We start from the raw sequence: 22,551 nt of genomic DNA on the forward strand, positions 1-22,551 counted from the left end.
GCATGACGGTACTCGCAGGCGGCACGAACAGGGACGAGAGCGTCACGTCGAGCGGCTCGGCGGCGCCCAGCGTCGTCCATAACCAGTCGGTCCTGAAAGCGGTGGCGCTCATCGGCTGCTTCGTCGACAGCGCCGAAGGCAAGACCCTGACGGAGCTCGCCCGCCAGACCGGCATGAACGTCAGCACCGCCTACCGCATGCTGCAGACGCTGACGCTCACCGGCGTGCTGCGGCGCAACGACGGCGAGGAGCGTTACTTCGTCGGACCGATGCTGCTGGCGCTCGCCGGCTCCACCTTCTCCAGCAACGGTTACGGCGTCGCGCTCGACGTGCTGCGCGGCCTCGCCGAGGAGACGGGCGAATCGACCAGCCTCGGCATCCGTGACGGCCTTTGCGTCGTCGTCCTGCTGTCCTCGGGCTCCTCCCAGCAACTGCGCTTCATGCATCGCGCGGGTGAGCGCATACCGATCCACTGCTCCGCCATGGGCAAGGCATTGCTGGCATCGGGCGGCGCCAGCCTGGCGCAGACGGTCGCCGCGCTCGGGCGGCTGCACCCGATGACGCCCCGTTCCATCTCCCGCACCGACGTCCTGCTGGCGGACCTCGAACGCATCCGCCAGACAGGCTACGCCGTCGAGGACGAGGAGAGCCACCTTGGCGTGCGCTCACTTGCAATGGTCGCCACGGGCGGCGACACGGCGCGCATCGCCATCGGCATCCAGGGACCCGTCTCGCGAATGTCTGCCGAGCGTTTGGAATACCTGCTGGAGCTCCTGCACAACGCGACCCGCCTCGTGGCCAAGCTTCCGATCATGGAAAGGCTCGGGCACTCCGGGTAAAAACTCATCTGGGCGTTTCGTGGTCGGGGGGCTATGCGCGCCATGTTCGCGTCACAACACATTGCGGTAGCGCTCGCGCAACCGTCGCCTCTCTTCCGGCGTATAGGGCGCTGCGCTTTCGTCGAAACGCGTCCATCCTTCTTCTTCGAAGATGCGTCGGCGAACCTGGGGGTCAATAGCATTCGATTGATGTAGAATGTCGGTCGCGGCGTCGACTTGCGCTTCATTGACCCGCGCCACGACGATCGTGCCCCCGCGACGAACTCCCTCGGCATAGAATTCCGCTTCCCCCTCGGAAACCCCCGATTCCGTCAGTGCGCCGATCAGCCCGCCTGCCGCGCCCCCGGCTACGGCACCCGCCGCGGCTCCCGTGAGCGTGGCCGCCAGCCAGCCGGCCGCTACGACCGGGCCGACGCCCGGAATGGCAACGAGACCCAGGCCCGCGAGCAGGCCACCGGCACCGCCGGCGACAGCGCCGATTCCCGCACCGGTCCCGGCCCCCTCGGCAGCGAGGTTGCCGGTATCGACGCTTTCATCATGTGAGATGATGCTGATATCGGTGGAGCCGACACCCGCCGCCTCAAGTGCGGCGACAGCGCGGCGGGCATCATCGTAAGTATCGAACAGTCCTGATATCGTAGGCATGGCTTCCTCCTCATTGCTCGACCACATTGCCCTCATAGTCGACGCCGACGTTGACGGTCAGGCCGTTCTTGGCGGCCGTTCCCCGCCATACACCGTTTGGATCGAGGCTCAGGGGACCAACATCGGTATAGCCGGCCTCAACGATGCGTTCCCGCGCCTGCTCCTCGGTGAAACTGTTCTCCCCCGGAACCGGAGCCGCACGGTCTGGCGTGCCGGGTGTGATGATCGTGGGGGGATCGCTTTCAGGGCCGGGCGCACGCGGCGGCGGCTCCTGAGCGAACGCTGCGGCGGAAGCGAACGAAATCGCCGCCAAAGTCATGAATGTCGTTTTCACGGTCTCTCCTTTCCGGCGCGGTGATGCAGCGCCTGAAAGGAAAGAGCGACACGCGTCGCTTGGTTCCGTGTTGGATTTTCGATTTTGACCATTGGTCCGGATTTTTGGGCATCCTCCACCGCTGACCCGCGAGAGAGACGAATATTCCTTCCACCGGCCAGGAACACAGACCGCACGCCGGGTATTCGGTATGGGGTTTCCGCGGGCGCTTGAGACCTCGACCCGATCCGCGGGCACAGGATTGCCATGAGGATTGCGGAACGAGCCAGCGGATATCGGCACCGTCGCGCGAGAGCCCGTAATGCCGCACGACCCTCTTCGTCGCCCTCAATCAGGAGATACGGATATGACGGACCGCCTTGAAATGCAGGATCCACGGAAACAATATCCCCACCCGCCTTTTCCGGATCAGCCGCAGCCGCGGCCCGGGCTTGCCGGCAAGTTGCAGCCGACACCGGATCATGGCGAAGAGAGTTATAAGGGTTCGGGCCGGCTCGAGGGGCGCAAGGCGCTGGTCACCGGCGGCGATTCAGGAATAGGCCGGGCCGTGGCCATCGCCTTCGCCCGGGAAGGCGCGGATGTCGCCCTCTCCTATCTGCCGGAGGAAGAGCCGGACGCCAACGACGTCATCGCCCTGATCCGGGCCGGCGGGCGCAAGGCAATCGGGTTTCCCGGCGATATAACGGATGAGGCGTGGAACCGCAAGCTCGTGGAGGAGGCCGTCACCGGGCTCGGCGGGCTCGACATTCTCGTCGTCAACGCAGGCCGCCAGCAATATCGGGAGACGGTCGACCAGGTCTCGACGGAGGATCTCGACAAGACGCTCAAGACCAATCTCTACGCGTTGCACTGGATCACGCAGGCGGCGCTGCCGCATCTGCCGGCAGGCGCATCCATCATCACCACGGCCTCGATTCAGGCCTACCAGCCCTCCGAAATCCTGCTCGACTACGCGACCACGAAGGCAGGGATCGTCGCCTACACCAAGGCACTCGCCAAGCAGGTCATCAAGAAGGGGATACGCGCCAACGCGGTCGCCCCGGGACCATTCTGGACGGCGCTGCAGCCGAGCGGCGGCCAGCCGGATGACGAGGTGCGCAATTTCGGCAAGGACAGTGATTTCGGCCGGCCCGGGCAACCCGTGGAGATCGCCCCCGTCTACGTCCTGCTCGCCTCGCAGGAAGGAAGCTTCATCAACGGAGAGGTCTATGGCGTGACCGGGGGCAAGGGGATCGCGTGATACCGCGAACGGCAGCGATGGCAGACGAGCGGTCGCTTGGATTGCGTTTTCACGGCCGGGCACGCCGTGGAGGGAACCTGAAACGGATTTCGTGGTTGGGAGGGGCATATCGACCCAGGGAGGTTCCCCATGACCGCACAGAAACACAGCAAGACCAGGAAGCCGTCCGACAAGGACCTGAAGGAAAACCCCGGCATCGGCCAGTCGCCCGGGCTGGGTTCGGCCGAAGATGCAGACCTGCTGAAAGGCAACAGCACGTTCGAGGGAGACACGGAGAACAACGCTACTCGCTCGGGCGGTGTAAACCCGCGCGATCGCCCCAGAGGCAATCGCCCCCGAGGCAATCGATAGCGGCAGGACGCAGGCAGGGGTTCCCACCCTAGTGAAGGAGGAGAGAATGCGCAATGCGGCGGACGTGCTCGTCGAGACACTGATCGAATGGAATGTGGAGGTCGTCTTCGGTCTGCCCGGCGACGGCATAAACGGCATCATGGAGGCGCTGCGCACACGTCAGGACAAGATCCGTTTCGTCCAGGTCCGCCATGAGGCCTCAGCGGCCTTTATGGCCTCAGGCTACGCCCGCGCCACCGGCAAGCTGGGCGTCTGCCTTGCGACCTCGGGGCCGGGCGGCACCAACCTTCTGACCGGCCTCTACGACGCCAAGCTGGACCAGCTTCCGGTGCTGGCGATCACCGGCATGCAGTTTCACGACCTGCTTCACACCTTCACCCAGCAGGATGTCGATCTCACCAAGGTCTTCAGCGACGTCGCTCTCTACAACGCGACGGTTCACGATGCCGTGCACATGCAAAACGTCGCGAGCCTTGCCTGCCGCTCGGCGCTTTCCGGGCGGGGCGTGGCCCATCTCTCGGTGGCCAACGACACGCAGGAGCAATCGATCGAGGACAGTGAGCGCTCCCCGCGCAACCGGCCCGGCCATGTTCCCAACCGCTGGTTCCCCACCCGCAACCTGCCCGGCGAGGAGCAGATCGACCGCGCTGTGGAGCTGCTGAATGCGGCGAAGCGGGTGGCTATCCTGGCCGGCCGTGGGGCGCTGGGCGCGGAGAAGGAGCTCGCGCACACCTCCGATCTGCTGGCGGCGCCGGTCGCGAAGGCGCTTCTCGGCAAGACGGTGATGGCCGACGTGCATCCGCATTGCACGGGCGGTATCGGCATCCTCGGAACGGCGCCGTCCCAGAAGATCATGAAGGAATGCGACGCATTGCTGATCGTGGGGTCGTCCTTCCCCTATATCGAATATTATCCCGATCCCGGCGCGGCCCGCGCGGTACAGATCGACGACAGCAGCCGGCGTGTCGGCCTGCGCTATCCGGTCGAAGCGGGGCTTGTCGGGGATACGGTCCCGACGCTCCGCCTGCTCAACGAGCGACTGGAGCGGAAAAACGACCGTAGCTTCCTGCAGCAGGCGCAGGAAAGCATGGTCGAGTGGCGCAGGAAACTGGCCGAGATGGAGCAGGACGCCGGATCGCCGCTGAAGCCGGCGGCGGTGGTGAAGGCGTTCGGGAAACGCATCGCCGCCAATGGCGTGCTGGTCACGGACTCCGGCCAGAACACGGAACTCGCCGCCCGGCATATCGATCTCGGGGTGGAGAATGATTTCGCCGTTTCCGGCGCTCTTGCCTCCATGGCTTCCGCCGTCCCGTTCGCGGTGGCGGCCGGCATTGCCCATCCCGGTCGCCCGCTTTTTGCCGTGGTGGGCGACGGCGGACTGGCGATGCAGCTCGGCGAATTCTCGACCGCGGTGCTGCACGAACTGCCGCTCAAGCTGCTCGTGCTGCGCAACGAGATGCTGAACCAGATCGCCTGGGAGCAGATGATGTTTCTCGGCAATCCGCAGTTCGCCTGCGAGCTGGCGCCCATCGATTTCGCTTTGGCCGCGCAGGCCATGGGAGCAACGGGTTTCACCATCGAGAAGCACGATGATATGGAAACCATCCTCGATGCGGCGTTTTCCGCGAAGGGGCCGGTCTTGATCCAGGCGAAGGTCGATCGATACGAGCCGATGCTGCCGCCCATCCTGCCCGATGATTATGCGCAGAATCTTCAAGCGGCACTGCCGGAAACGCCCGGCGCACCGCAAATCCGCAGCAATATCGAGCGCAGCCCGCTGGTCGATACGCAGCAATTCGGCAATTCCGGCAACTGAAGCGGCATCCTCAACGTTCTTCGCCCAAACAGGCGGCGAGGCGAGAACGCGGCGGACGTGGAACCACCGGTCCCCGCGCGTGTTTGGAAACCTGAAGCCCCTGGAATAGCAGGAGATGTCACAATGGCAGACGACAGCGTGAAAACAGTCCGGGCCACATTCAAGACCCGGGAAGCCGCCGACCGCGCGGTGGAGCATCTCGTGCAGCAACATGGGATCGCGCGCAATAATGTCTTCGTGCAGGCAACCGACACTCAGAATACCGCGGGCACGAAACCCTCGGGCGCAGATGCCGCGCAAGGGAACGGAAGCCGCTCGGACGCTCCGCTACACGGTGAGATCGAAGTATCGGCCGACGTGACGGATGAGGAAGTCGCCAAGGCCGAGCGGGCTTTCCACGAGACAGGTGCCCGCAACGTAGTGGTGCGATAATCGACGGCGGACAGGACATCCGTACCGTGGGACTTCACACGATCGCCCGGTCCCATCCGCCGTAATGCGCGTCGCTGCGGGTGCCGCGCGGCAGGCTGAGTCCGACGAGCGCGACGCCGATCAGGACATTGGCGATCGTCGCCACCGGCGCGCCGCCATCGAGGACGAAGGGGGACACGGCCACCCATGCTCCAAGGGCGACGTTGGCGAAGCGCACCGCCCTCGCCACCTCCGCCATGGCCGTAACGGCGACGAGGATGACAAGACAGCCCGTCACGTGGTCGCTGTAATAAAGCGGCGGAGCCGTGCCGAAGGTCAGTGGCGTGGTCATCAGCAACATGCCGACGAGAGAGCTCGCGACCAGCGTCCAGGGGAAGTTGACGCCGCCGGTGACGATGTCCCGCAGGAGCACCGACAGCGGCCGGTCGAGATCGGGTCCGGGCGACTGATTTTGCGAGAGCGTCGGACCGCCACGCCAGAAGGTGCGCCAGAACGGCTCGCCCGCCTTCTTTGCGCTCCAGAGATACTGGCAGCTCGCGAGCACCTCGTCGATCGAATAGGGAATGAGCAGCACCGTCAAGGCGGCCTGCACGATGCAGAGCGCGCACAGCGCACCGATCAGTGGCGGCTGGATCACGATGAAGCCCACGCTCACGAGCCCGAGGGGTATGACCAACAGACCGAACAGGATCACCATCCACGGCATGGTGCGCCAGCGGCGGCGGTCGCCGATCGCACCCGCCAGGATATCGAGCCCATAGGCGAAGGCGCCAAGTCCCGCATCGGCGATGGGGAAGCCCTTGGAAACCCATGATGTGACCACCGCCTCGCTGCCATTGGCGACCGCAGCATCGCCCGGGCCGAAGAACGGATCCCACAGGTGCTCGATATGCCCGAGCTGATAGGCCGCGAGATAGCGCGAGACGAGCAGGCCGAGGAAGGCGAGAGCGATGATGTGGATGCGCTGGCTGAAGGTCGATGGCGAGTAGCTCCAGCCGAGCGGCCGGTCGTCATCGGCGGCCAGCGCCCGCCGGCCGACGCCCGGCGGCGGCGGGATGATGACCGCGAACGTCACGATCAGCATGCCGGCCAAGGTATCGATGGCGTAGGCTCCCGCGCTCGAGGTCCAGAACACGAGCGGCGCGAACATCACCCAGACGCCGATGGTGGCCGTGAGCCACTGCAGTCCGTGCCAGCGGCCGCGCAGGCCGAGGAGCGCGCAGGCGATGACGAGGATTCCGGATACGATCTCGCTGATGCCGAGGCTGGCGTCGCGCGTTTCGGGCGCCGCGATGTCATGCCCCAGCGCCGGCGGTATCGGCACTGCCGCGGGCGGATCGAACAGACCGAGCGTAAAGGGCGAAGCCACGAGCCACAGCCCGATAACGGCATTGGTCAGCGGTGCCCAGAACGTCCGCGCGCGATGCCCTGCCGTCTCTGCCTCCACCTCTTGCTCGGAGCGCTCCAGAGGCTGCCGCAGCCTCTCCGCGGCCTGATCGAGCTCGGGATCGGACGTTGCGACCGTCGCAGGTTCAAGCTTGTTCGTCTCGTACCAGCCGGTCGGGTCGGCCTTGAGCCGCCGGATCATCTCCGGGAGGGTCGCGGTCAGACTGTGCCGGGGTTGCCATTCGAGGAGCCTCCTCGCGCGCGAGATGTCGATCTCGTAATGGTCGTCGGCATTCTCGACCATCCACAGCTTGATGTCGGTCTCCTGGTCGAGGACCTTCTCCTGCATCCAGACGCCGAGCTTCGTCACCTCCTTGGGGAGCGACAGCGTCCGCCACGCCTCACCGTGCAGCAGGCGGCCGATGCGCTTCTGCATCTCGTCGTAGGTCGGCGTTTCCTCCTCGCCGATCAGCAGCACGGTTTCGTCGGAAAGCTCGTTGCGCCGGTCGACCAGCCGCACCACGGCATCGACGAGATCGTCCCTGTGAAGATAGGGCTGGCCGGTTTTTATGTCGCCGGTGAAGAGATAGGCGGTCGGCAGGCGCTCGAAGATGCGGGCGATCTGCTGGGCGATGAACGCCGCCCGGCAATCCTCGTCGTAAACGCCTGCGAGCCTCAGGATCGCGACCTTGATGTCGTCGCGCTCGTTCAGGATCAATGTTTCCGTTTCGGCCTTCGAGCGCGGATAGGCCCAGGCCGGTTCGATCGGAGCATCCTCATCGATCCTCGTTCCCGTCGCGGGGCTCGGAGCGTGCACGAGCAGCGTGCTTGAGAAAACGAACTGTTCCGTATCGAATCCCTTGAGACCCGCCAGCAGACGGCGCGTTCCCTGGACGGTCACCTCATCGTATTTCGGATTGTCCTCGCCTGTCGTGTCGTAATAGGCGGCCAGATGAATGACGGAGGCGATCCGGCCACCCGCCAGGGCACGGACCTCGTCCAGCGCCTTCCTCACGCTCGAATCCGAAGTGAGATCGATCTCGATCGTCTCGACGCCATCCAAGGGGTGCTGCGGCTTGGTGACGTCGAGACCGATGACCTGATACCGTTCCATCAGGCCGCGAGCGATCGAGCGGCCCAGAAAGCCGCTGCTGCCGGTGATGAGGACGGCAGGGCGGAGGGAGCCCTTGTCGACGGCGGCCCTCCCTGACTCCTGAAAGCTCATGTATTCCGCCTTTCAGGTTGCTTGCTACACGTAGGAAAACTTGCCGAGCGAGGAGTATTCCTCGTTCAGACATTCAGAACGTTCATTTCGTCCTCAGCGATGCTGAAGTCGAATACGTCGATGTTCGAGCGGCGATCCCGAACTTCAGACTGCAATTATCGGGCATGCCCGGCGCTGGACTCTGATCCACACGTGTTTTGATGTCCGTCACGGCTTGTCTCCTTTTCATTCGCTGTCAGGTTGGGAGGCTGTGGAACCCGAGAGCCTCCCAACCCCGCAGACCGTTGAATGTTCCGCCCGCGCGCATCGGAACGACCCTGTGGTTGACGTGTCGCTTCCGGCCACTTTCCGGTTCCGCCCCGCAGGAACAAAAAAGCGCCCGCGCGATTAGGCGCCAACAGCGTCCGTCCATGGAGGTGACAAATCGTGGTCTTTACCCTCAGAAGCCCTGTCTTCGCCGACGGCGAAAAACTGCCGCCCAAATATTCCCGCAATGGCGAGAACGTGTCGCCACCGCTGGAATGGTCCGACGCCCCGGAAGGGACGAAAAGCTTCGCCCTGGTGGTGGAGGATCCCGATGTGCCTTCCGGCCTGTTCCGCCATTGGGCTGTCTACGACATCGACGCACAGCGCACCGCACTGCCGGAAGGAACGACGGCAGGTACGAGGACAGAAAACCTCGGGCGTGGTGTCAACGATTTCGGCAATCCGCACTATGACGGACCCCAGCCCCCGCCGGGACACGGCGTGCATCGCTACCACTTCCGCCTGGTGGCGCTCGACGTGGAGACGTTGGGGCTTGGTGGAAAGGTCCCCATAGACGATGTCCTGAAGGAGGTGGGAAAGCATGTCCTGGGGGAAGCCAGACTGATGGGCACGTTCGAATCGCCCTGAGAAGGAGAATCCCGCACAATCCTTTCAAGCTGTTGATCGTGATTTTAGAGCGTTTCATCATTTTACGGAAACAACGAAACGCTGTGCAACAGGTCTCGCAAGAAATATTTCCTGTTTGACCGAGTCGAATACCGGAACTTATAGTTCGCGATAGCCGCCAATCTGAAACGTGAGCCCGTTCATCATCAACGCGGAAGGAAAGATGACTGCGCCACGCCGGACGGAGCGGGCAGGCACGTAGTCGAACACGAGTTCCTGCGTCTCGACTGCCCCGGATGGCATACGGATCGAAGATATCAGCGTAACGGCCGCCGCCGCCACCTCGCCCCGGTTGTGAAGCGCCACGCTCACCACCGTGCCGGCCTCGACCCGATCGATCCTCTCCGTCATGATGATGAACTCGGGCGGACGGTCTCCGAGGTTCAATGCCTGATAGGCAAGGTAGATCATCATCGCTCCGACCACGAGCGAGGCGGCTCCGGCGATTGTCCATTCGACAACACGGCTCCCGCAGCCGTGCATCCGGGCCTGATCGGCATCGGGATCCTCGGGTACTTGAACATCCTCGGGCATTGCCGTTCCTATAGGATGAGACGCGCCGCGGCGGCGCCAATGGCGGAGGGAAAGGCCAGCACCACCACGGCGACCACCGCACTGTCGAAAGACATGCCGTCCAAGCGTCCGAACAACCAGAGCAGGCCAAAGCTGCACAGCAGCGCGATGGCATACCCCGGCAGCGTGAAGCGGGCGAAGGCGCTCCACCACGGCGTGTCAGGCGAAAGCTCCGACCCGCCGGTGAAGGCCACGGCAAAGACGAAACCATGCATCAGAAGCGGCGAAAGGATTGTCAGGATCAATGCCTGCACGTCGGTCATGCGGTATGAAATTTCCATGACATCATCCGTCGGCGCGACGTTGAGGCCCAGAAACAAGGCGCCGACCCCCATCAGAAAAAGCTCGCCGACATAGGTTTCCTCCTTGCCCGGAGCGTCTTCACCGGAGGTGCCGAACTGGCTTCTTGCTAGGAGCGCGCCGATGGCCGCCGGAATCATCTGGACGACGATTTTACCGACGATCTCGTCCCACCCCATTCCGGGTCCGACCACGCCGAAAACGTATAGGATCAACGAGCACACCACACCCGCGACCCCCAGCGCCAGGAGACTGTCGAGGAAGCTGCTCGACCATCTCTGCACTTTCTCGAAACCGATCCGGCGCGACAGGCCGATCAGCAGCGGCAGCGCGATCACGAGCAGGAGCAGCAAGCGCAGGCGATCCATGGTGAAGCCCAGCGACCACATCTCCGCGGTCATGAGCATCGGCAGCGAGAATATCAGCGCGCCGCCGGCTGCGCGGCCGAGATCCTGCAGTGCCTTACCCGCATCCGCAGATCGCGTCTTGCGCGCGTTCGACAATCCGTTCCTCCCGCACCCGGGCTGCACCTCGTGCTTTTCCGGTTTGATGTGCCGGTCTCGCCTGCGCGAGAGACCGTATTGGCCCACGTCCGCCGCTTCGGCGGCTCATCTCCCCGCTGCCTCACTGATCAGATCGTTCTATTTGGACAGAAACCCCAACAATGCTTTGTTGAAATCATCGGCGTGACTGACGTTCAAGCCATGCGGCGCACCTGGGATAACCGCAAGCTGGCTGCCAGACACTGCCTTGTGCGTGCGCAATCCCGAGCCTTCCAACGGGACGATGAGATCGGCGTCGCCATGAAGGACAAGTGTCGGCACCGTGATCTTCCGCAGATCATCCCGAAAATCAGTGGTGCTGAAGGCTTCCATACAGCCGAGCGCCGCCTCCTCGCCGGATTCGCGGCACAGGTGCACCGCTTTCCGGCGTTCTTCCTCCGATACCTTCAGCCCTTCCCTGGTGCTGAAAAAATCCCTCGTGAACTCCTCGAAGAAAGCATCGCGATCCGCGAGCAGCGCTTCTTTCTTCTTCTCCGCCTCGTCATTCGACAGGGGACCCTCCTGGTTGTTCGCCGTTTTCAGCAGGTAGGGCGGAACGGCGGCGGCGAAGACAATGCTGCGCAGCCGCTCTTCGCCATGACGGGCGACAAAGCGGGCGACTTCGCCGCCACCCATCGAAAAGCCGACCAGTGTCACATCGTGGAGATCGCGGTCGACAAGAATTGCCGCCAGATCATCTGCCAACGTGTTGTAGTCGTATCGCTTGCCGGTTTTGTCGGAGCGGCCGAACCCCCTGCGATCGTATGTGATAACACGGTATCCGGCATCGCTCACCACCGACACCTGATGCTCCCAGGCGGCACCCGAAAGGGGCCATCCATGAATCAGCACGACCGGGGATCCGGTGCCTTCCGTGTCCTCGACATGAAGACGAACACGGTCGGTGTTTACCTTGATCATATTGCCTCCTGTCCGGCCCGGCTGCGAGTTCGGCTATAGGCAGGTAACGCCCCCATCCAGGAACGGTTCCCATGCCGGACGGACCGCGAAACAAGGCGCACCGCGCAGGCAGGCTTCGGCGGCCGGACACCACAACGGCTCCATCGAACGCTACGGCAGGCGATTGCCGCGCACTTCGTCGGCGAGTCGGCCCAACGTGTCGAGATCGCCGGCAGTCAGCCGGACGTCGAGCGCACCGAGGTTGTCGTCCAGCCGGTTGCGCTTGCGGGTGCCGGGAATGGGAACGACCGTAAGACCATGTGCCTCGCTCCGCGCATGCACCCAGGCAAGGGCGATCTGGGCTGGGGTCGCCGCGTGCGCCGTGGCGATCTTGCCGATTTCCGCGACGAGCCGGGCGTTGGCATCCAGAGCCCCCTCGCCGAAACGGGGAAAAAAGTTGCGCACGTCGCTCGCATCGAACTTCGCCGACTGGATCGCGCCCGTCAGCATGCCGCGCCCGAGCGGAGAATAGGGCACGAAGGCGATCCCGAGTTCGGCGGCGACGGGCACGGAGGTCTGCTCCATGTCGCGCGAGAACAGCGACCATTCCGACTGGATAGCGGCGATGGGATGGATCGCATGCGCCTCGCGCAGTTCCTCACCGGTCACTTCCGACATTCCAAGGTGCTTCACCTTGCCGGCCCTGACCAGATCGGCCATCGCGCCGACGGAATCGGCCAGCGGAACCTCCGGGTCGCGCCGGTGCATATAGTAGAGGTCGATCACGTCGACGCCGAGCCGACGCAGCGAGGCATCGACGGCGGAGCGGATGTATTCGGGCCGGTTGCTGATGGCGAAGTCGTACTGGGTGCCTTCTTTCAGCACGAAGGCGAACTTGGTCGCCAGCACGACCTCGTCGCGGTGCCTGCGCACGAAGGCGCCGACGAACTCCTCGCCGCGGCCATCGCCGTACATGTCGGCCGTATCGAAGAGCGTGACGCCACGCTCAAGGGCATGCTCCAGCGTGGCCGCCGCTTCCTTCTCGTCGGTGTCGCCGTAGACGCCGGTGGCCATCGCCATGGTGCCGAGGCCCTGGGCGCCCACCAGCGGGCCGTTCGCGCCGAGTTTGACCGGGGGGATTTTCGTCGGGGTGCTTGTCATTGACTCTCTCCATTGCTTGACAAGCACCTCCTATAAGTGTGGAGTATAGTCCATGGTCAATAGGCAATGATATGCTGATCTCGGAATTTGCGAAAAAGACGGATCTCACCCCCGACGCGGTGCGTTTCTACGTGCGCCTCGGGCTTCTGAAACCTGCGACGGGCTCCAAGGGCGGCAACCGTCCCTACCAGATCTTCTCGGACAAGGACGTCGAGACGGTCGGCCTGATCCGCATGCAGCAGTCGCTCGGCCTGCCCTTGCGCGAGATCAGCCAGCTTCTGCATGACAATGCAGCGGGACGTCTGACGCAGGAGCGCACCAGAGAGGTTCTGGAGGGCCAGCTCAGGCAATTGCAGGAACGGCGCGACCACATCGACCGCATGATCGCCTATGTCTCCGACAAGCTGGCCTGGCTCGAAGAAGGGAAAGGTCCTCCCCCGCGCTTCGATCACTATGCGAAATCGCGCTGATGCTCCCGCAACTTGGCGATGTCCCGCGACGGAGGCAGCCCGAACAGCCGGGCGTATTCCCGGCTGAACTGGGTCGGGCTTTCGTAGCCGACGCCGTAGGAGATCGAGGTGGCATTTCCCGCGCCGGCCATCAGCAGCGAACGCGCGTGCAGCAAGCGTATGTGCTTCTGATACTGCAGCGGGCTCAGTGCCGTGACCGCCTTGAAGTGGCGATGGAAGGCGGACACGCTCAGCGCCGCCATCTCGGCGAGCGCCTCGACCCGGAGCGGCTTGGCAAAATTCTCCCGTATCCACCGGATCGCGACGGAAATCCGCGACAGGGCCGTGTCAGGCACCGCGGTGTCGCGCAACATCCAGCCGAGCGGGCCTTGCAGAACGCGAAACAGGATTTCCCGCTCATAGGCAGGTGCAAGGGCTGCGATCTCGTCCGGGCATTCCATCAGCCGCAACATGCGCAGCCATGCGTCGAGCAGTTCCGCGGTCACCGGCGCGACCGAGAAGCCTGAGCCGTAGAGGCCGCCACCGGCAGGTCTGGGCAGGTCGGCGAGGAGGTTCGCGACGATCGGCGGGGCGAGCGTCAGGCTGATCGCCAGATAGGGCTCGCCCGCCTCCGAAGGATGGACGGAGCCCGCGGCAGGCAGCTCCACCGACATCACGAAATAGGTTGCCGGATCATAGTGGAACGTCCGGTCACCGACGGTCAGCGTCTTGGAGCCGGTCAGGATCAGGTTGATCATCGGGTCGTAGACAGCCGAAAGCCGGTGCTCGGGGATTTCGCCCTGCACCATCGCGACACGCGGAATGCCGGTCTCGGTGCGCCGGTTCTCTGCATGCGCCGCGAGTTGCCTGAGTTCCTGAAGCCGGGTGTCCATGGCGAAGCTCTGTCACGCGAACCGTTGGCAATCAAGCGAAAAGCAGGATCAGGCAGGATCGGATGAGCGGCGTTCCGGCATCCGGCCTACTTTCCGTCGCAGCGAATGAGCAGTGGACGAGTGGGATCTCTCGTGCGTTTCGAGCCACTCGCGACAGCTGCAAGCCATGTTGCCAAGGCTTCTAGTCAAACTGCACTGCGGTGGTATTCGCTCCGCAAACAAGAACGCAGACCTTCTCGTCTGGTGCGGGCGCATATTTTCCGCTCAAGAGCGCTGCGAAGGCGGTCGCGCCACCAGGCTCCGCAACGATATGAGCCGCCCCCCACAACGCGGCCTGCGCTCGCCTGATATCGTCGTCGCCGACCAGGATCGAGTGGTCGACATAGGCCTGGGCGATGGGGAACATCAGGCCGCCGACCCGCTTCGGCGCGAGCGAATCGGCTGCAATTCCCCCGGCAGGCGCATCGACGGGCCGGCCGGCATCGAGCGCCATGCGCAGCGTCGGCGCGCTTTCGGGTTCCACCGCGACGATCCGCTTGCGGCCGGCAAACCAGGCGGCGATGCCGCCGATCAGCCCGCCCCCGCCGACGGCGACCAGCAGCGTGTCGATCCGGCGCGGCCCAGTCCTCCATGGCGAGCTTCAGCTTGTCCCGCTGTTGCGGCGGCCTGTCGGGGTCGACTTTCTCCTCATCGATGGCGGAGTGATGTTCCAGCACGTGCGCATCCCCGAGAATCTCGCGAAAGATCGCCGCCGTCTGGTCGATGATCGACGTGAAGGGAATGGCATAGACGATACGCGTATGGCCATGCACTTGCGCATGGTCTAGCGCGAAAGCTAGAGAAGCCAACGTCTTGCCACCGCCGGTCGGTACGGTCAACGTAAAGAGTCCGGGTTTCTTTACGGCCTGGCCGCGCACAAAGCCAAGAATATCGTTGCGCAATTGATTCAGGGGCGTGTCGCGTTTCTTGCCCTGCATGAAGGTGTTGAAAGCATTACGAAAGCCAGGCAGCAGCGCCCGAAGAGCCCCCCATTCGCGGTCGACCTGCCGGCCTTCCAGCGCCATGTAGAAAGCCTCGGTATCCCTGAAATCAGCATCGACAAGACAGGAAAAGATCATCCTCCCGATAACCGAGATCTGGAAAGCCGCATAGGGCCCGCGGATGCGTGAGAAAAATCCGGGAACGAGTCTTTCAGGGCTGGCGGCCAGCTCCATTTCCCAGACGGTATCGAGAGGGCCCATGCTTTTTTCGAGACGATCGCTCAGCGTACCGCGTGCCTCGCCCCGCCGGTCCGGCAGCCCTGCATGATGGCCGGCGATGGCATAGGCAATCAGTTCGGCAATGCTTTTGTCATGTCCAGACGTAAGCGACAGAACCGCCTGCGCCCCTGCCGTCGAATGGTCGACCCCTTCCGACGCCCCATCAAGACGTGCCTGAAAGGCAACGGTATATTTTCCCAGATCGTGCAGCAGGCCGGCCAGACGGGCGGCGTTTTCCAACCCCAGCGGCCTGGCCATTTCCCCAGCAAGATCGGCAACAGCCGGCAGGTGATCTTTCAGAAGCTGCCAATCACCTTTGTCAGCTCTTTTACCTGTATGCGCATAATAAATCACGTCGCCTCCTGGCTTGGCCGCCTGCCTCAGAACACTTTGCACATCCGTTTGCGTGAAATCCTGCCCAACGTACAGCAATTGGCAGCAGTACTCCTTCGCCAACTCATAAGCAAAACAGTCCCCGAAATTCAGAGGCCGGGTGAATGCCCTTTCCCCATGTCTCATAGGGCTCGGCAATGCGCCGCGCCGACGCGGTTACGTTGACGATCTCGAAGCCAAACCCGCCGATCAGCCGCTCCATCTCCTTGCCCGCATTGCGGCGTCTGGCGGCGATCAGCGCTTCGGCAACCGTGCCGGCGGAAATCAGCAAATGATCCTCGGCTTCGAGAACAGCGGCGGAGACATCCGCCTCCGGTTCGTCCAGAACGATCGCCATCAGCGATAGAGAACCCTAGCTCAACCGCCAAGGTGGCAATAATAGGGACACTGCTCCACCTGCTCAAAAAGGATGGATATAGTTGGCTGCTAGCCATGCCCCCTCGGTTTGAGCATGGCAAGCTAATCGATTTATTTTATTGAGGAAGACTTTTTACTGCATGAACGGCCGAACCAAAGCCCCAATAAGTTATTGGCTTAGCGGGGCTTTTTGTATCTGATTTGGTTGTGGGGACCTGCAACCATCTTTACTTGCAATTCTTCTCGACGTATCGGCAACTCCTTGAACGGATTATTTCCGAAGACGGCAGAGGATTAGTGCGAGCAGCGGCGTAGTTTTGGCGGCACATTTTCCTTTTTGATAAGCTTATGATATTATATGTTTTTTGAGCACAAGCGCGGAAATTGTATCAGTCACCTCTGCAAGAGTCCCGATCGGAACGTCACCGGATCGAATCGTGCCGGCTTCCCCGCCACGTCCATAAGACGCTCGACTACGCCAATCGAAACCGCATTCGCTTCGGCGGCCGCAGCTTTTCACTCGGTCCTGACGAAGCGCGCCAGCTTGCCCAGGGTCTGGAGCCCCAGCTCCACCGCACCGAAGCCCCTGGCCTCTTGGAACTCGGCCGCCGTGCTGAAGATCATCTCCAGCGCGACCTTCATCGCTCCCGTCGGTGTCCTCGAACGAGACCCTGGCATCGGCGTGCTTCGGCCTCTGTAAGCCGTTCGTTCAAGTCACTATGGACGTCCACTCCCCGCCCGGCACTTCAGATGATGCCGCGCAGGATCTCAGCGGTCATCGGCAGCCTTGCCAGACTGGCCTCAAGCCGTTCGCGCCAACGCGGGCCGCGCGAGAGGGCGTCCTCGAAAACCTCGCGCAGGTCGTCGGGCCGGTCCTCGGCGAGGATCGAGCTCAAAAACGCGGCCTGGCCACGGTCTTTGCGTGCTTTCGCTTGATCGGGGCCGCCACGGCGACGATCAACTTGTGGATCGCAAAACGCTCGGGCCGCGGGATTTGCACCAGCACGCCCGAACGGTAGAGCGCGATTGCCGGAATGGGCGCGGCAATCAGGAAATTCAGATAGTTGAGAGCTTGCGCACTGACACTCAGCGCAGGCAGGGGCTTGACTCGCTCGTCGCCGAAGGCGGGCGTCAGGAACTCGACCATCGCCTCCCCATGGCTCTGCTTCCACTTCCAGATCTGCCGATCCTGACTGCCCGGCACCGGGTCGAACTTCAGTGCCTGCAGAATTTCCCCGGGGTTTTTCCCGACTTTGTCCCCCAAGGCGACTGACAGCCGCTCGAGGCTGGCGAAATCGATATCGCCTGTCTGCGCCAGCTCTTCCGAGCCGAAGCGCACGCCCAGCTCTCCTTGATAAAGGCTGTAGGCCGCCGTGCCCACGAGCGTGCCGCCAAGGCGAAAGACCCCCGCGCGGGAAAAGCCAGCAGCAGCGAGCCGGTATCACGATCGACACCGATGAACCCCTCGGCGCGCAATACGCGGGCGAGCCGCGCCATCGTTTTCCGGCGCTCATCGGCCTCAGCTTTCAGCTCGGCGGCGCGCGCGAGGCGGGCACGCAACTCGGGGGTGCCTTCGCCCAGGTAGCGGCTCTTCATCTCGGTGCCTATCCGGAACTTGTCGTAGAGATAGGTGCGCCCGTTGCGCGACCGTTCCTCAATGCTGCCGATCAGCTCCGAGGCGGTCTCATTGAGATGAAGCCGCAGCAGGTCCTAGTAAGCCACCTGCGCGGCACGGGAGGCTATGGTCATCGAGTTCCCTCGGGATATGTGCATCAAATATGCTTTTGCTGCACGCAAACGCGAGTGTGCATCAATAATTTTTTCGACGCATATCTTTCCTGCGGGATGGCCACTCGGTCACCCATGATACGCTTCTGCGGGTCGGTGCAGCCGAAGACGCGGAGGGGGGTGGTCGTTTGCTGGTGAGCCTGGAATAGCATCGGCATTGCGAATCAGATAAGTGTATGCTTATCTGTTGGCATGACCGAGAATGAAATATTCAAAGCTCTGGCCGACCCGACACGTCGCGCGATCTTCGAGAAGCTGGCGAGCGGCAGCATGAACGCCGGTGCCTTGCGAGACGGCATGAACATCAGCCAGCCGGCCATGTCCCAGCACCTTGCTGTGCTGCGCAATGCGGGGCTGGTGCGAGAAGAGCGGCGGGGGCGCTTCGTGAACTACGAGGTCGATCCGGAGGGGCTGGCGCTCATCGCCGGATGGTTGGCGAAATATCGCGCCTACTGGCCGGCGCGGATTGATGCATTGAAGGCTTTGCTGAAGGACATGGACCAATGAGCGATATGGAGGCCAAAGGAAAGGCGAAGGATCTGGTGCTCGAATACGCACTCGACGCACCACCTGAAAAGGTCTGGCGGGCGATCAGCATCCCGGCTTTTCGGGAAAAATGGTTGCCCGAGGGGGAACTGGCCGACACCGAGCCCGTCTCCACGGCACCAGGCGAGGAAATCCGCTACAGAATGCGCGATGGCGAGCTGCCATTCCTTGAAAGCATCGTCACGTTTCAGGTCAGCCCCGACACGAACGGCGGCACGATACTCAGAATCGTTCATGGGCTGGTGGATGCGCGACTGGCTCCACGTATACCCCCAGCGGCCAACAACAACTGGCCCCGGCTGATGCGCGCCGCCTGACAGCATCTCGGTCTAGCAACTGAAAAATCAGCGGACAGGAGTTCGCCTATGCGCGAAACGATGCAACTCGTCCCTATGGTCATCGAGCAATCCAGCCGTGGGGAGCGCTCTTTCGACATCTATTCCCGCTTGCTTCGAGAAAGGATTATCTTTCTGAATGGCGAGGTGAACGACAAGGTGTCCGCGCTGATCTGCGCGCAGTTGTTGTTTCTGGAGGCCGAAAACCCCAGGAAATCGATCCAGCTCTATATCAATTCGCCCGGCGGTGTCGTTACTAGCGGCTTCGCGATGTACGACACCATGCGATACATCCGGGCACCTGTTCACACGCTCTGCATGGGGACGGCCCGCTCGATGGGATCGTTCCTGTTGATGGCAGGCGAACCCGGTGCGCGTGCCGCCTTGCCCAACGCCAGCATCCTCATCCACCAACCGTTAGGCGGCTTTCAGGGGCAGGCGTCGGACATGCTCATCCACGCCGAGGAAATCAGGCGGACCAGGCACCGCATAACGCGGCTCTATGCTGACCATTGCGGCCGGACCTATCAGGAGTTCGAGCGTGCCATGGATCGCGATCGTTTCATGACGGCAGAAGAAGCGCTGGAATGGGGCCTGATCGACCGCATTCTCACCGAACGCGCGATGACGGAATGACCGGAAAGGGCTCGAAGCGTCGGACAGCAACGTAATGCAGCGCGTGCTGCAGTCAATGCCAGTCGGACGACGTGCCCCGGCCCTGACCCCCGCCGTCCGGTCTTCGCAATCAGCTTCCCGAAACCTGCCATTCGTATTTGCCGCAGCAAATGCGCGCGGGAAGCGTCGGCGATGCGGGACCTTCCGACCGTTCGCTCGCAGTTGCAACGCTCAATGACATCATGGACGGTTTGCGGCTGCCTGTGCGATGGGTCAGGCCGCCGCGGCGAGCGCCTGCCTGGCACCGGCGAGTGCCGCCTCGCGTGCTTCAGGCCCGAAGCCGATCTTCTCGGCATGGATGAAGGTGACGTCGGTCAACCCGATGAAGCCGAGGAGCGTCCGCAGATAGGGCTCCTGGAAATCGATCGCCTGTGCAGGGCCTTCCGAATAGAGACCACCGCGCGACTCGATGACGATCACGCGCTTGCCGGTGATCAGTCCCTGCGGGCCGGCTTCCGAATAGCTGAACGTCTCGCCGGCGCGCAGGACATGGTCGAACCACGCCCGCAGCCCGGTGGGGATACTGAAGTTGTACATCGGCGCACCGATGACGATGGTATCCGCCTTGCGCAGCTCGGCGATCAGTTCGTCCGAGAGCGCCCGCGCAGCCCGCTCCGCATCGGTCTTCGGCTCTCCCCGCACACCGGCCACATTGGCGGTCGTCAGGTGTGGAATGGGTGTGGAGCCCAGATCCCGCTGGATGACGGTTGCGTCCCGGTCGTTGCCGGACAGGCGTCGTACGGCGTCGTCGACGAGAGTCCTGGAAACGGATTCATCGGCGAGAACGCTGCTGTTGAGGACGAGAATGGTCGACATGTCGTTTTCCTTCGCTGTTGAAGATGGTTGTCCGGCGTTGCGAAACCGGAAGAGTTGGCCCAGCCATCGCCGGATGGGGCCTTGCTGTGTCGGTCGGATCGGCATCAGGAAACCGCCAGCAGCCGGCGGGCATCGAGACTCCAGGATCCGGCGCCGAAGGCGGCGACCTGAAGCCGTCAGACAGGGCTGAACGTGGCCTGAGGATCGACCGGCGCATCGAAGTCGCGTTCCGGGCCGACCGGAACGATGCCGCTCGGGTTCAGAAAGGTATGGCTGGCATAGTAGTGCGACTTGATATGCCGGAAATCGACCGTGGGCCGGATGTCGGGATGCTGGAACAGCCGCCGCGTATAGGCCCACAGCGCCGGGTAATCGACGAGCGCGCGGAGATTGCACTTGAAATGGCCGAAATAGACCGGATCGAAGCGCAACAGGGTCGGCAGCAGGCGGATGTCCGCCTCCGTGAGTTGCCCGCCGACCAGATAGCGCTGTTGCGCCAGACGTGCTTCCAGCCAGTCGAGGGTCTCGAATATGGCGGCAACCTCTCGCTCATAGGCGGCCTGGGTGGTGGCAAAACCGGTCTTGTAGACGCCGTTGTTGAGGTTGTCGTAGACACGGCCGTTCACGTCGTCGATCTCGGCGCGCAGATGGGCGGGGTAATAGTCGCCCTCCCTGGCTCCGAGATGGTCGAACGCCGAATTGAACATGCGGATGATCTCGGAGGATTCGTTGGAGACGATGGTTCGCTCCTTCTTGTCCCATAGCACCGGAACGGTGACCCGCGACGTGCAGACCGGATCCGCGAGCGTGTAGATCTCATGGAGCTTCGCCGTGCCGTTGACCGTATCGGAGATCACGCCCGGACCGGGATTGAACGTCCAACCGTCTGCGCCCATGAGCCAATGGACCACCGAGACACTGATGATATCGGCTAACCCCTTGAGATTGCGCATGATCAGCGTGCGATGCGCCCACGGGCAGGCCAGCGAGACGTATAGGTGGTAGCGTCCGGCCTCGGCCTTGAAGCCGCGCTTTCCCTGCCCTGCGGTTCCGTCCGGTGTGATCCAGCTGCGGAAGATGGATGGCGGACGCTTGAGCGTCCCCGTCTCGGCATCGATGCTGAAACCGGCCCTTTGCCAGACCCCAGCGATCAATTCACCCATGGTCTATACTTTCATCCGTTCTGCCGCTCCCCCCTGCCGCAGACACTTGCCCTATGCGCGGTTTTCCATGCGCGGTTTGAGCAACGGGCCTGATGGCAGCTTCCCTATGCCATGTTTGCAGTCCATCTGAACAGATGGTATGTTCCGGGATTATCCATCGGATGAGCCGATACACGACGAGGTACGGGATGCTCGACGGTCTGTCGCTCGACCAGCTGCGGACATTCATCGTTGCCGTCGATGAAGGCAGCTTCTCTGCGGCGGCACGCAAACTTGGACGTGCCCAGTCCGCCGTCAGCGAACTGGTGCGCGGCCTCGAGCTCCAGCTCGGTGTCGATCTTTTCGATCGCAGGGGACGCTATCCGCAACTCACCGCAGCGGGCAGAGCGCTGCTTACCAGCGCGCGCTCGATCGTTGCGGACGTCGATACATTGAAGTCACGGGCCAGAGGCATGGCCACGGGACTGGAACCCGAGCTATCCGTCGTTATCGATGTATTCTTTCCCATCCATGTCATGGCCGAGGCGGCCAAGGAGTTCCGTGAACGGTTTCCGGGCGTGCCGCTGCGCCTTTATGTCGAGGCGTTGGGCGGGGCTTTCCAACTGGTGCTCGATCAGCGCGCCAGCGTGGGCATCGTCGGTTCCCTGCCCATGATGCCGCCGGGTATCATGAGCGAGCCGCTTTCCAGCATCGGCTTCTGCCTGGTCGCGGCTGCGGATCATCCGCTCGCCTCCCATGCGGGCACGATACCAAGGGCCGAGCTTTCCAGGCATGTCCAGCTCGTGCTGACCGATCGTACCGACCTGTCGAAAGGGCGAGAGTTCGGCGTACTGTCGTCCCAGACATGGCGGCTTGCCGATCTCTTCGCCAAGCACACGTTTCTGCTGAATGGTCTGGGGTGGGGAGGCATGCCGTTTCATACGGTGAAAGCGGATATTGAAAGCGGGCGTCTGGTCGAGCTTGCCATCGAAGATGTGCCCGGGAGCGGATTGCAGCTGCCCATTTCGGTGGCTTATCGCTCGAACGAGCCACCGGGCCCTGCAGGGCGGTGGCTGATCGAGCGGCTGAGGTCCTGTGCCGGATCAGACCGGACGTGCTGAAGTAAACCCGGAGCCTATCGAGGCAGGTTGCCGGATGCGCCGTCTGTCCGCCTCGGCAGTTCGGCCATTCGCCTCGCCTATCGGTGATGCGGATGGATAA

23 protein-coding genes and 4 pseudogenes are annotated in these 22,551 nt (G+C 62.9%); 11 read left to right on the forward strand and 16 right to left on the reverse strand.

Features of this window, described 5'->3' with window-relative positions; translation table 11 throughout:
- Positions 1 to 2: 2 nt before the first annotated feature.
- On the forward strand, positions 3 to 839 hold the full coding sequence (locus ACUSIJ_RS10900) for an IclR family transcriptional regulator (RefSeq protein WP_449308417.1): 837 nt from the start codon (positions 3 to 5) through the stop codon (positions 837 to 839).
- Positions 840 to 890: 51 nt separating this feature from the next.
- Here ACUSIJ_RS10900 and ACUSIJ_RS10905 read toward each other — a convergent pair whose 3' ends face one another.
- Together ACUSIJ_RS10905 and ACUSIJ_RS10910 are read right to left on the reverse strand one after the other, a co-directional pair.
- Entirely contained in the window at positions 891 to 1,484 is a 594-nt protein-coding gene (locus ACUSIJ_RS10905) for a general stress protein (protein WP_449308418.1), read from the reverse strand.
- A gap of 10 nt (positions 1,485 to 1,494) precedes the next feature.
- Positions 1,495 to 1,818 carry a PepSY domain-containing protein gene (locus ACUSIJ_RS10910; RefSeq protein ID WP_449308419.1) on the reverse strand — a complete coding sequence of 108 codons (324 nt, stop codon included), beginning with the start codon at positions 1,816 to 1,818 and terminating at the stop codon, positions 1,495 to 1,497.
- 346 nt (positions 1,819 to 2,164) lie between these two features.
- Between ACUSIJ_RS10910 and ACUSIJ_RS10915 the strand changes: the two genes are divergently transcribed.
- From ACUSIJ_RS10915 to ACUSIJ_RS10930, 4 genes are all read left to right on the forward strand, one after another.
- Positions 2,165 to 3,058, forward strand: coding sequence for an SDR family oxidoreductase (locus ACUSIJ_RS10915; protein ID WP_449308420.1), 894 nt, complete (start codon positions 2,165 to 2,167; stop codon positions 3,056 to 3,058).
- Positions 3,059 to 3,187: 129 nt separating this feature from the next.
- Complete coding sequence (locus ACUSIJ_RS10920) at positions 3,188 to 3,409, forward strand: hypothetical protein (protein WP_449308421.1); 222 nt, start codon at positions 3,188 to 3,190, stop codon at positions 3,407 to 3,409.
- Between the two features lie 46 nt (positions 3,410 to 3,455).
- On the forward strand, positions 3,456 to 5,225 hold the full coding sequence (locus ACUSIJ_RS10925) for a thiamine pyrophosphate-binding protein (protein ID WP_449308422.1): 1,770 nt from the start codon (positions 3,456 to 3,458) through the stop codon (positions 5,223 to 5,225).
- Between the two features lie 123 nt (positions 5,226 to 5,348).
- On the forward strand, positions 5,349 to 5,657 hold the full coding sequence (locus ACUSIJ_RS10930; protein ID WP_449308423.1) for a hypothetical protein: 309 nt from the start codon (positions 5,349 to 5,351) through the stop codon (positions 5,655 to 5,657).
- Positions 5,658 to 5,691: 34 nt separating this feature from the next.
- Here ACUSIJ_RS10930 and ACUSIJ_RS10935 read toward each other — a convergent pair whose 3' ends face one another.
- A complete protein-coding gene (locus ACUSIJ_RS10935) occupies positions 5,692 to 8,268 on the reverse strand; it encodes an NAD-dependent epimerase/dehydratase family protein (RefSeq protein ID WP_449308424.1) in 2,577 nt (858 codons plus the stop codon).
- Between the two features lie 426 nt (positions 8,269 to 8,694).
- On the opposite strand from ACUSIJ_RS10935, the gene ACUSIJ_RS10940 reads away from it, so the two are divergent.
- Positions 8,695 to 9,162 carry a YbhB/YbcL family Raf kinase inhibitor-like protein gene (locus ACUSIJ_RS10940; RefSeq protein WP_449308425.1) on the forward strand — a complete coding sequence of 156 codons (468 nt, stop codon included), beginning with the start codon at positions 8,695 to 8,697 and terminating at the stop codon, positions 9,160 to 9,162.
- A 138-nt stretch (positions 9,163 to 9,300) separates the two neighbouring features.
- Here the strand turns inward: ACUSIJ_RS10940 and ACUSIJ_RS10945 are convergent, their stop codons facing one another.
- The 4 genes from ACUSIJ_RS10945 to ACUSIJ_RS10960 all read right to left on the reverse strand — a co-directional run bounded on the left by ACUSIJ_RS10945 (position 9,301) and on the right by ACUSIJ_RS10960 (position 12,677).
- The gene (locus tag ACUSIJ_RS10945; protein ID WP_449308426.1) at positions 9,301 to 9,735 is read right to left on the reverse strand and encodes a hypothetical protein; all 435 of its coding nucleotides are present in this window, start codon (positions 9,733 to 9,735) and stop codon (positions 9,301 to 9,303) included.
- A gap of 8 nt (positions 9,736 to 9,743) precedes the next feature.
- Positions 9,744 to 10,577, reverse strand: coding sequence for a TIGR02587 family membrane protein (locus ACUSIJ_RS10950; RefSeq protein ID WP_449308427.1), 834 nt, complete (start codon positions 10,575 to 10,577; stop codon positions 9,744 to 9,746).
- A 138-nt stretch (positions 10,578 to 10,715) separates the two neighbouring features.
- A complete protein-coding gene (locus tag ACUSIJ_RS10955; protein WP_449308428.1) occupies positions 10,716 to 11,537 on the reverse strand; it encodes an alpha/beta fold hydrolase in 822 nt (273 codons plus the stop codon).
- Positions 11,538 to 11,687: 150 nt separating this feature from the next.
- Positions 11,688 to 12,677, reverse strand: coding sequence for an aldo/keto reductase (locus tag ACUSIJ_RS10960; RefSeq protein ID WP_449308429.1), 990 nt, complete (start codon positions 12,675 to 12,677; stop codon positions 11,688 to 11,690).
- A 71-nt stretch (positions 12,678 to 12,748) separates the two neighbouring features.
- Between ACUSIJ_RS10960 and ACUSIJ_RS10965 the strand changes: the two genes are divergently transcribed.
- Entirely contained in the window at positions 12,749 to 13,147 is a 399-nt protein-coding gene (locus ACUSIJ_RS10965) for a helix-turn-helix domain-containing protein (protein ID WP_449308430.1), read from the forward strand.
- On the opposite strand, the gene ACUSIJ_RS10970 is transcribed toward ACUSIJ_RS10965, so the two are convergent.
- The 7 genes and pseudogenes from ACUSIJ_RS10970 to ACUSIJ_RS11000 form a co-directional block, all read right to left on the reverse strand.
- A complete protein-coding gene (locus ACUSIJ_RS10970) occupies positions 13,129 to 14,019 on the reverse strand; it encodes an AraC family transcriptional regulator N-terminal domain-containing protein (RefSeq protein ID WP_449308431.1) in 891 nt (296 codons plus the stop codon). The two genes, ACUSIJ_RS10965 and ACUSIJ_RS10970, sit on opposite strands and share 19 nt — an antisense overlap.
- Positions 14,020 to 14,200: 181 nt before the next feature.
- Positions 14,201 to 14,629 (reverse strand): annotated as a pseudogene (locus ACUSIJ_RS10975) (pyridoxal-phosphate dependent enzyme); the annotation flags it as partial.
- A gap of 478 nt (positions 14,630 to 15,107) precedes the next feature.
- Positions 15,108 to 15,674: pseudogene (locus ACUSIJ_RS10980) on the reverse strand (CRISPR-associated endonuclease Cas3''); the annotation flags it as partial.
- A pseudogene (locus tag ACUSIJ_RS10985) lies at positions 15,660 to 16,008 on the reverse strand (type II toxin-antitoxin system VapC family toxin); the annotation flags it as partial. The pseudogenes ACUSIJ_RS10985 and ACUSIJ_RS10980, both read right to left, overlap by 15 nt.
- Positions 16,009 to 16,544: 536 nt before the next feature.
- Positions 16,545 to 16,731: pseudogene (locus ACUSIJ_RS10990) on the reverse strand (SRPBCC family protein); the annotation flags it as partial.
- Positions 16,732 to 16,774: 43 nt separating this feature from the next.
- On the reverse strand, positions 16,775 to 16,924 hold the full coding sequence (locus tag ACUSIJ_RS10995; RefSeq protein WP_449308432.1) for a hypothetical protein: 150 nt from the start codon (positions 16,922 to 16,924) through the stop codon (positions 16,775 to 16,777).
- Positions 16,921 to 17,409, reverse strand: a complete 489-nt coding sequence (locus ACUSIJ_RS11000) for a GSU2403 family nucleotidyltransferase fold protein (RefSeq protein WP_449308433.1) — start codon at positions 17,407 to 17,409, stop codon at positions 16,921 to 16,923. Before ACUSIJ_RS11000 ends, ACUSIJ_RS10995 begins: the two co-directional genes overlap by 4 nt.
- A 599-nt stretch (positions 17,410 to 18,008) precedes the next feature.
- Here ACUSIJ_RS11000 and ACUSIJ_RS11005 point away from each other — a divergent pair.
- The 3 genes from ACUSIJ_RS11005 to ACUSIJ_RS11015 are packed head-to-tail and all read left to right on the forward strand — an operon-like array spanning position 18,009 to position 19,333.
- A complete protein-coding gene (locus ACUSIJ_RS11005) occupies positions 18,009 to 18,323 on the forward strand; it encodes an ArsR/SmtB family transcription factor (protein WP_449308434.1) in 315 nt (104 codons plus the stop codon).
- A complete protein-coding gene (locus ACUSIJ_RS11010) occupies positions 18,320 to 18,679 on the forward strand; it encodes an SRPBCC family protein (protein ID WP_449308435.1) in 360 nt (119 codons plus the stop codon). Before ACUSIJ_RS11005 ends, ACUSIJ_RS11010 begins: the two co-directional genes overlap by 4 nt.
- Before the next feature lie 48 nt (positions 18,680 to 18,727).
- Positions 18,728 to 19,333: an ATP-dependent Clp protease proteolytic subunit gene (locus ACUSIJ_RS11015; RefSeq protein WP_449308436.1), complete on the forward strand. Its 606-nt coding sequence runs from the start codon at positions 18,728 to 18,730 to the stop codon at positions 19,331 to 19,333.
- 252 nt (positions 19,334 to 19,585) lie between these two features.
- On the opposite strand, the gene ACUSIJ_RS11020 is transcribed toward ACUSIJ_RS11015, so the two are convergent.
- Complete coding sequence (locus ACUSIJ_RS11020) at positions 19,586 to 20,188, reverse strand: FMN-dependent NADH-azoreductase (protein ID WP_449308437.1); 603 nt, start codon at positions 20,186 to 20,188, stop codon at positions 19,586 to 19,588.
- A 176-nt stretch (positions 20,189 to 20,364) separates the two neighbouring features.
- Positions 20,365 to 21,351: a glutathione S-transferase family protein gene (locus tag ACUSIJ_RS11025; RefSeq protein WP_449308438.1), complete on the reverse strand. Its 987-nt coding sequence runs from the start codon at positions 21,349 to 21,351 to the stop codon at positions 20,365 to 20,367.
- Positions 21,352 to 21,539: 188 nt separating this feature from the next.
- Here ACUSIJ_RS11025 and ACUSIJ_RS11030 point away from each other — a divergent pair, with 188 nt between their 5' ends.
- A complete protein-coding gene (locus ACUSIJ_RS11030) occupies positions 21,540 to 22,451 on the forward strand; it encodes a LysR family transcriptional regulator (RefSeq protein ID WP_449308439.1) in 912 nt (303 codons plus the stop codon).
- Positions 22,452 to 22,551 lie beyond the last annotated feature (100 nt).

The sequence above is a fragment of the Pseudochelatococcus sp. B33 genome (genome assembly GCF_053570585.1).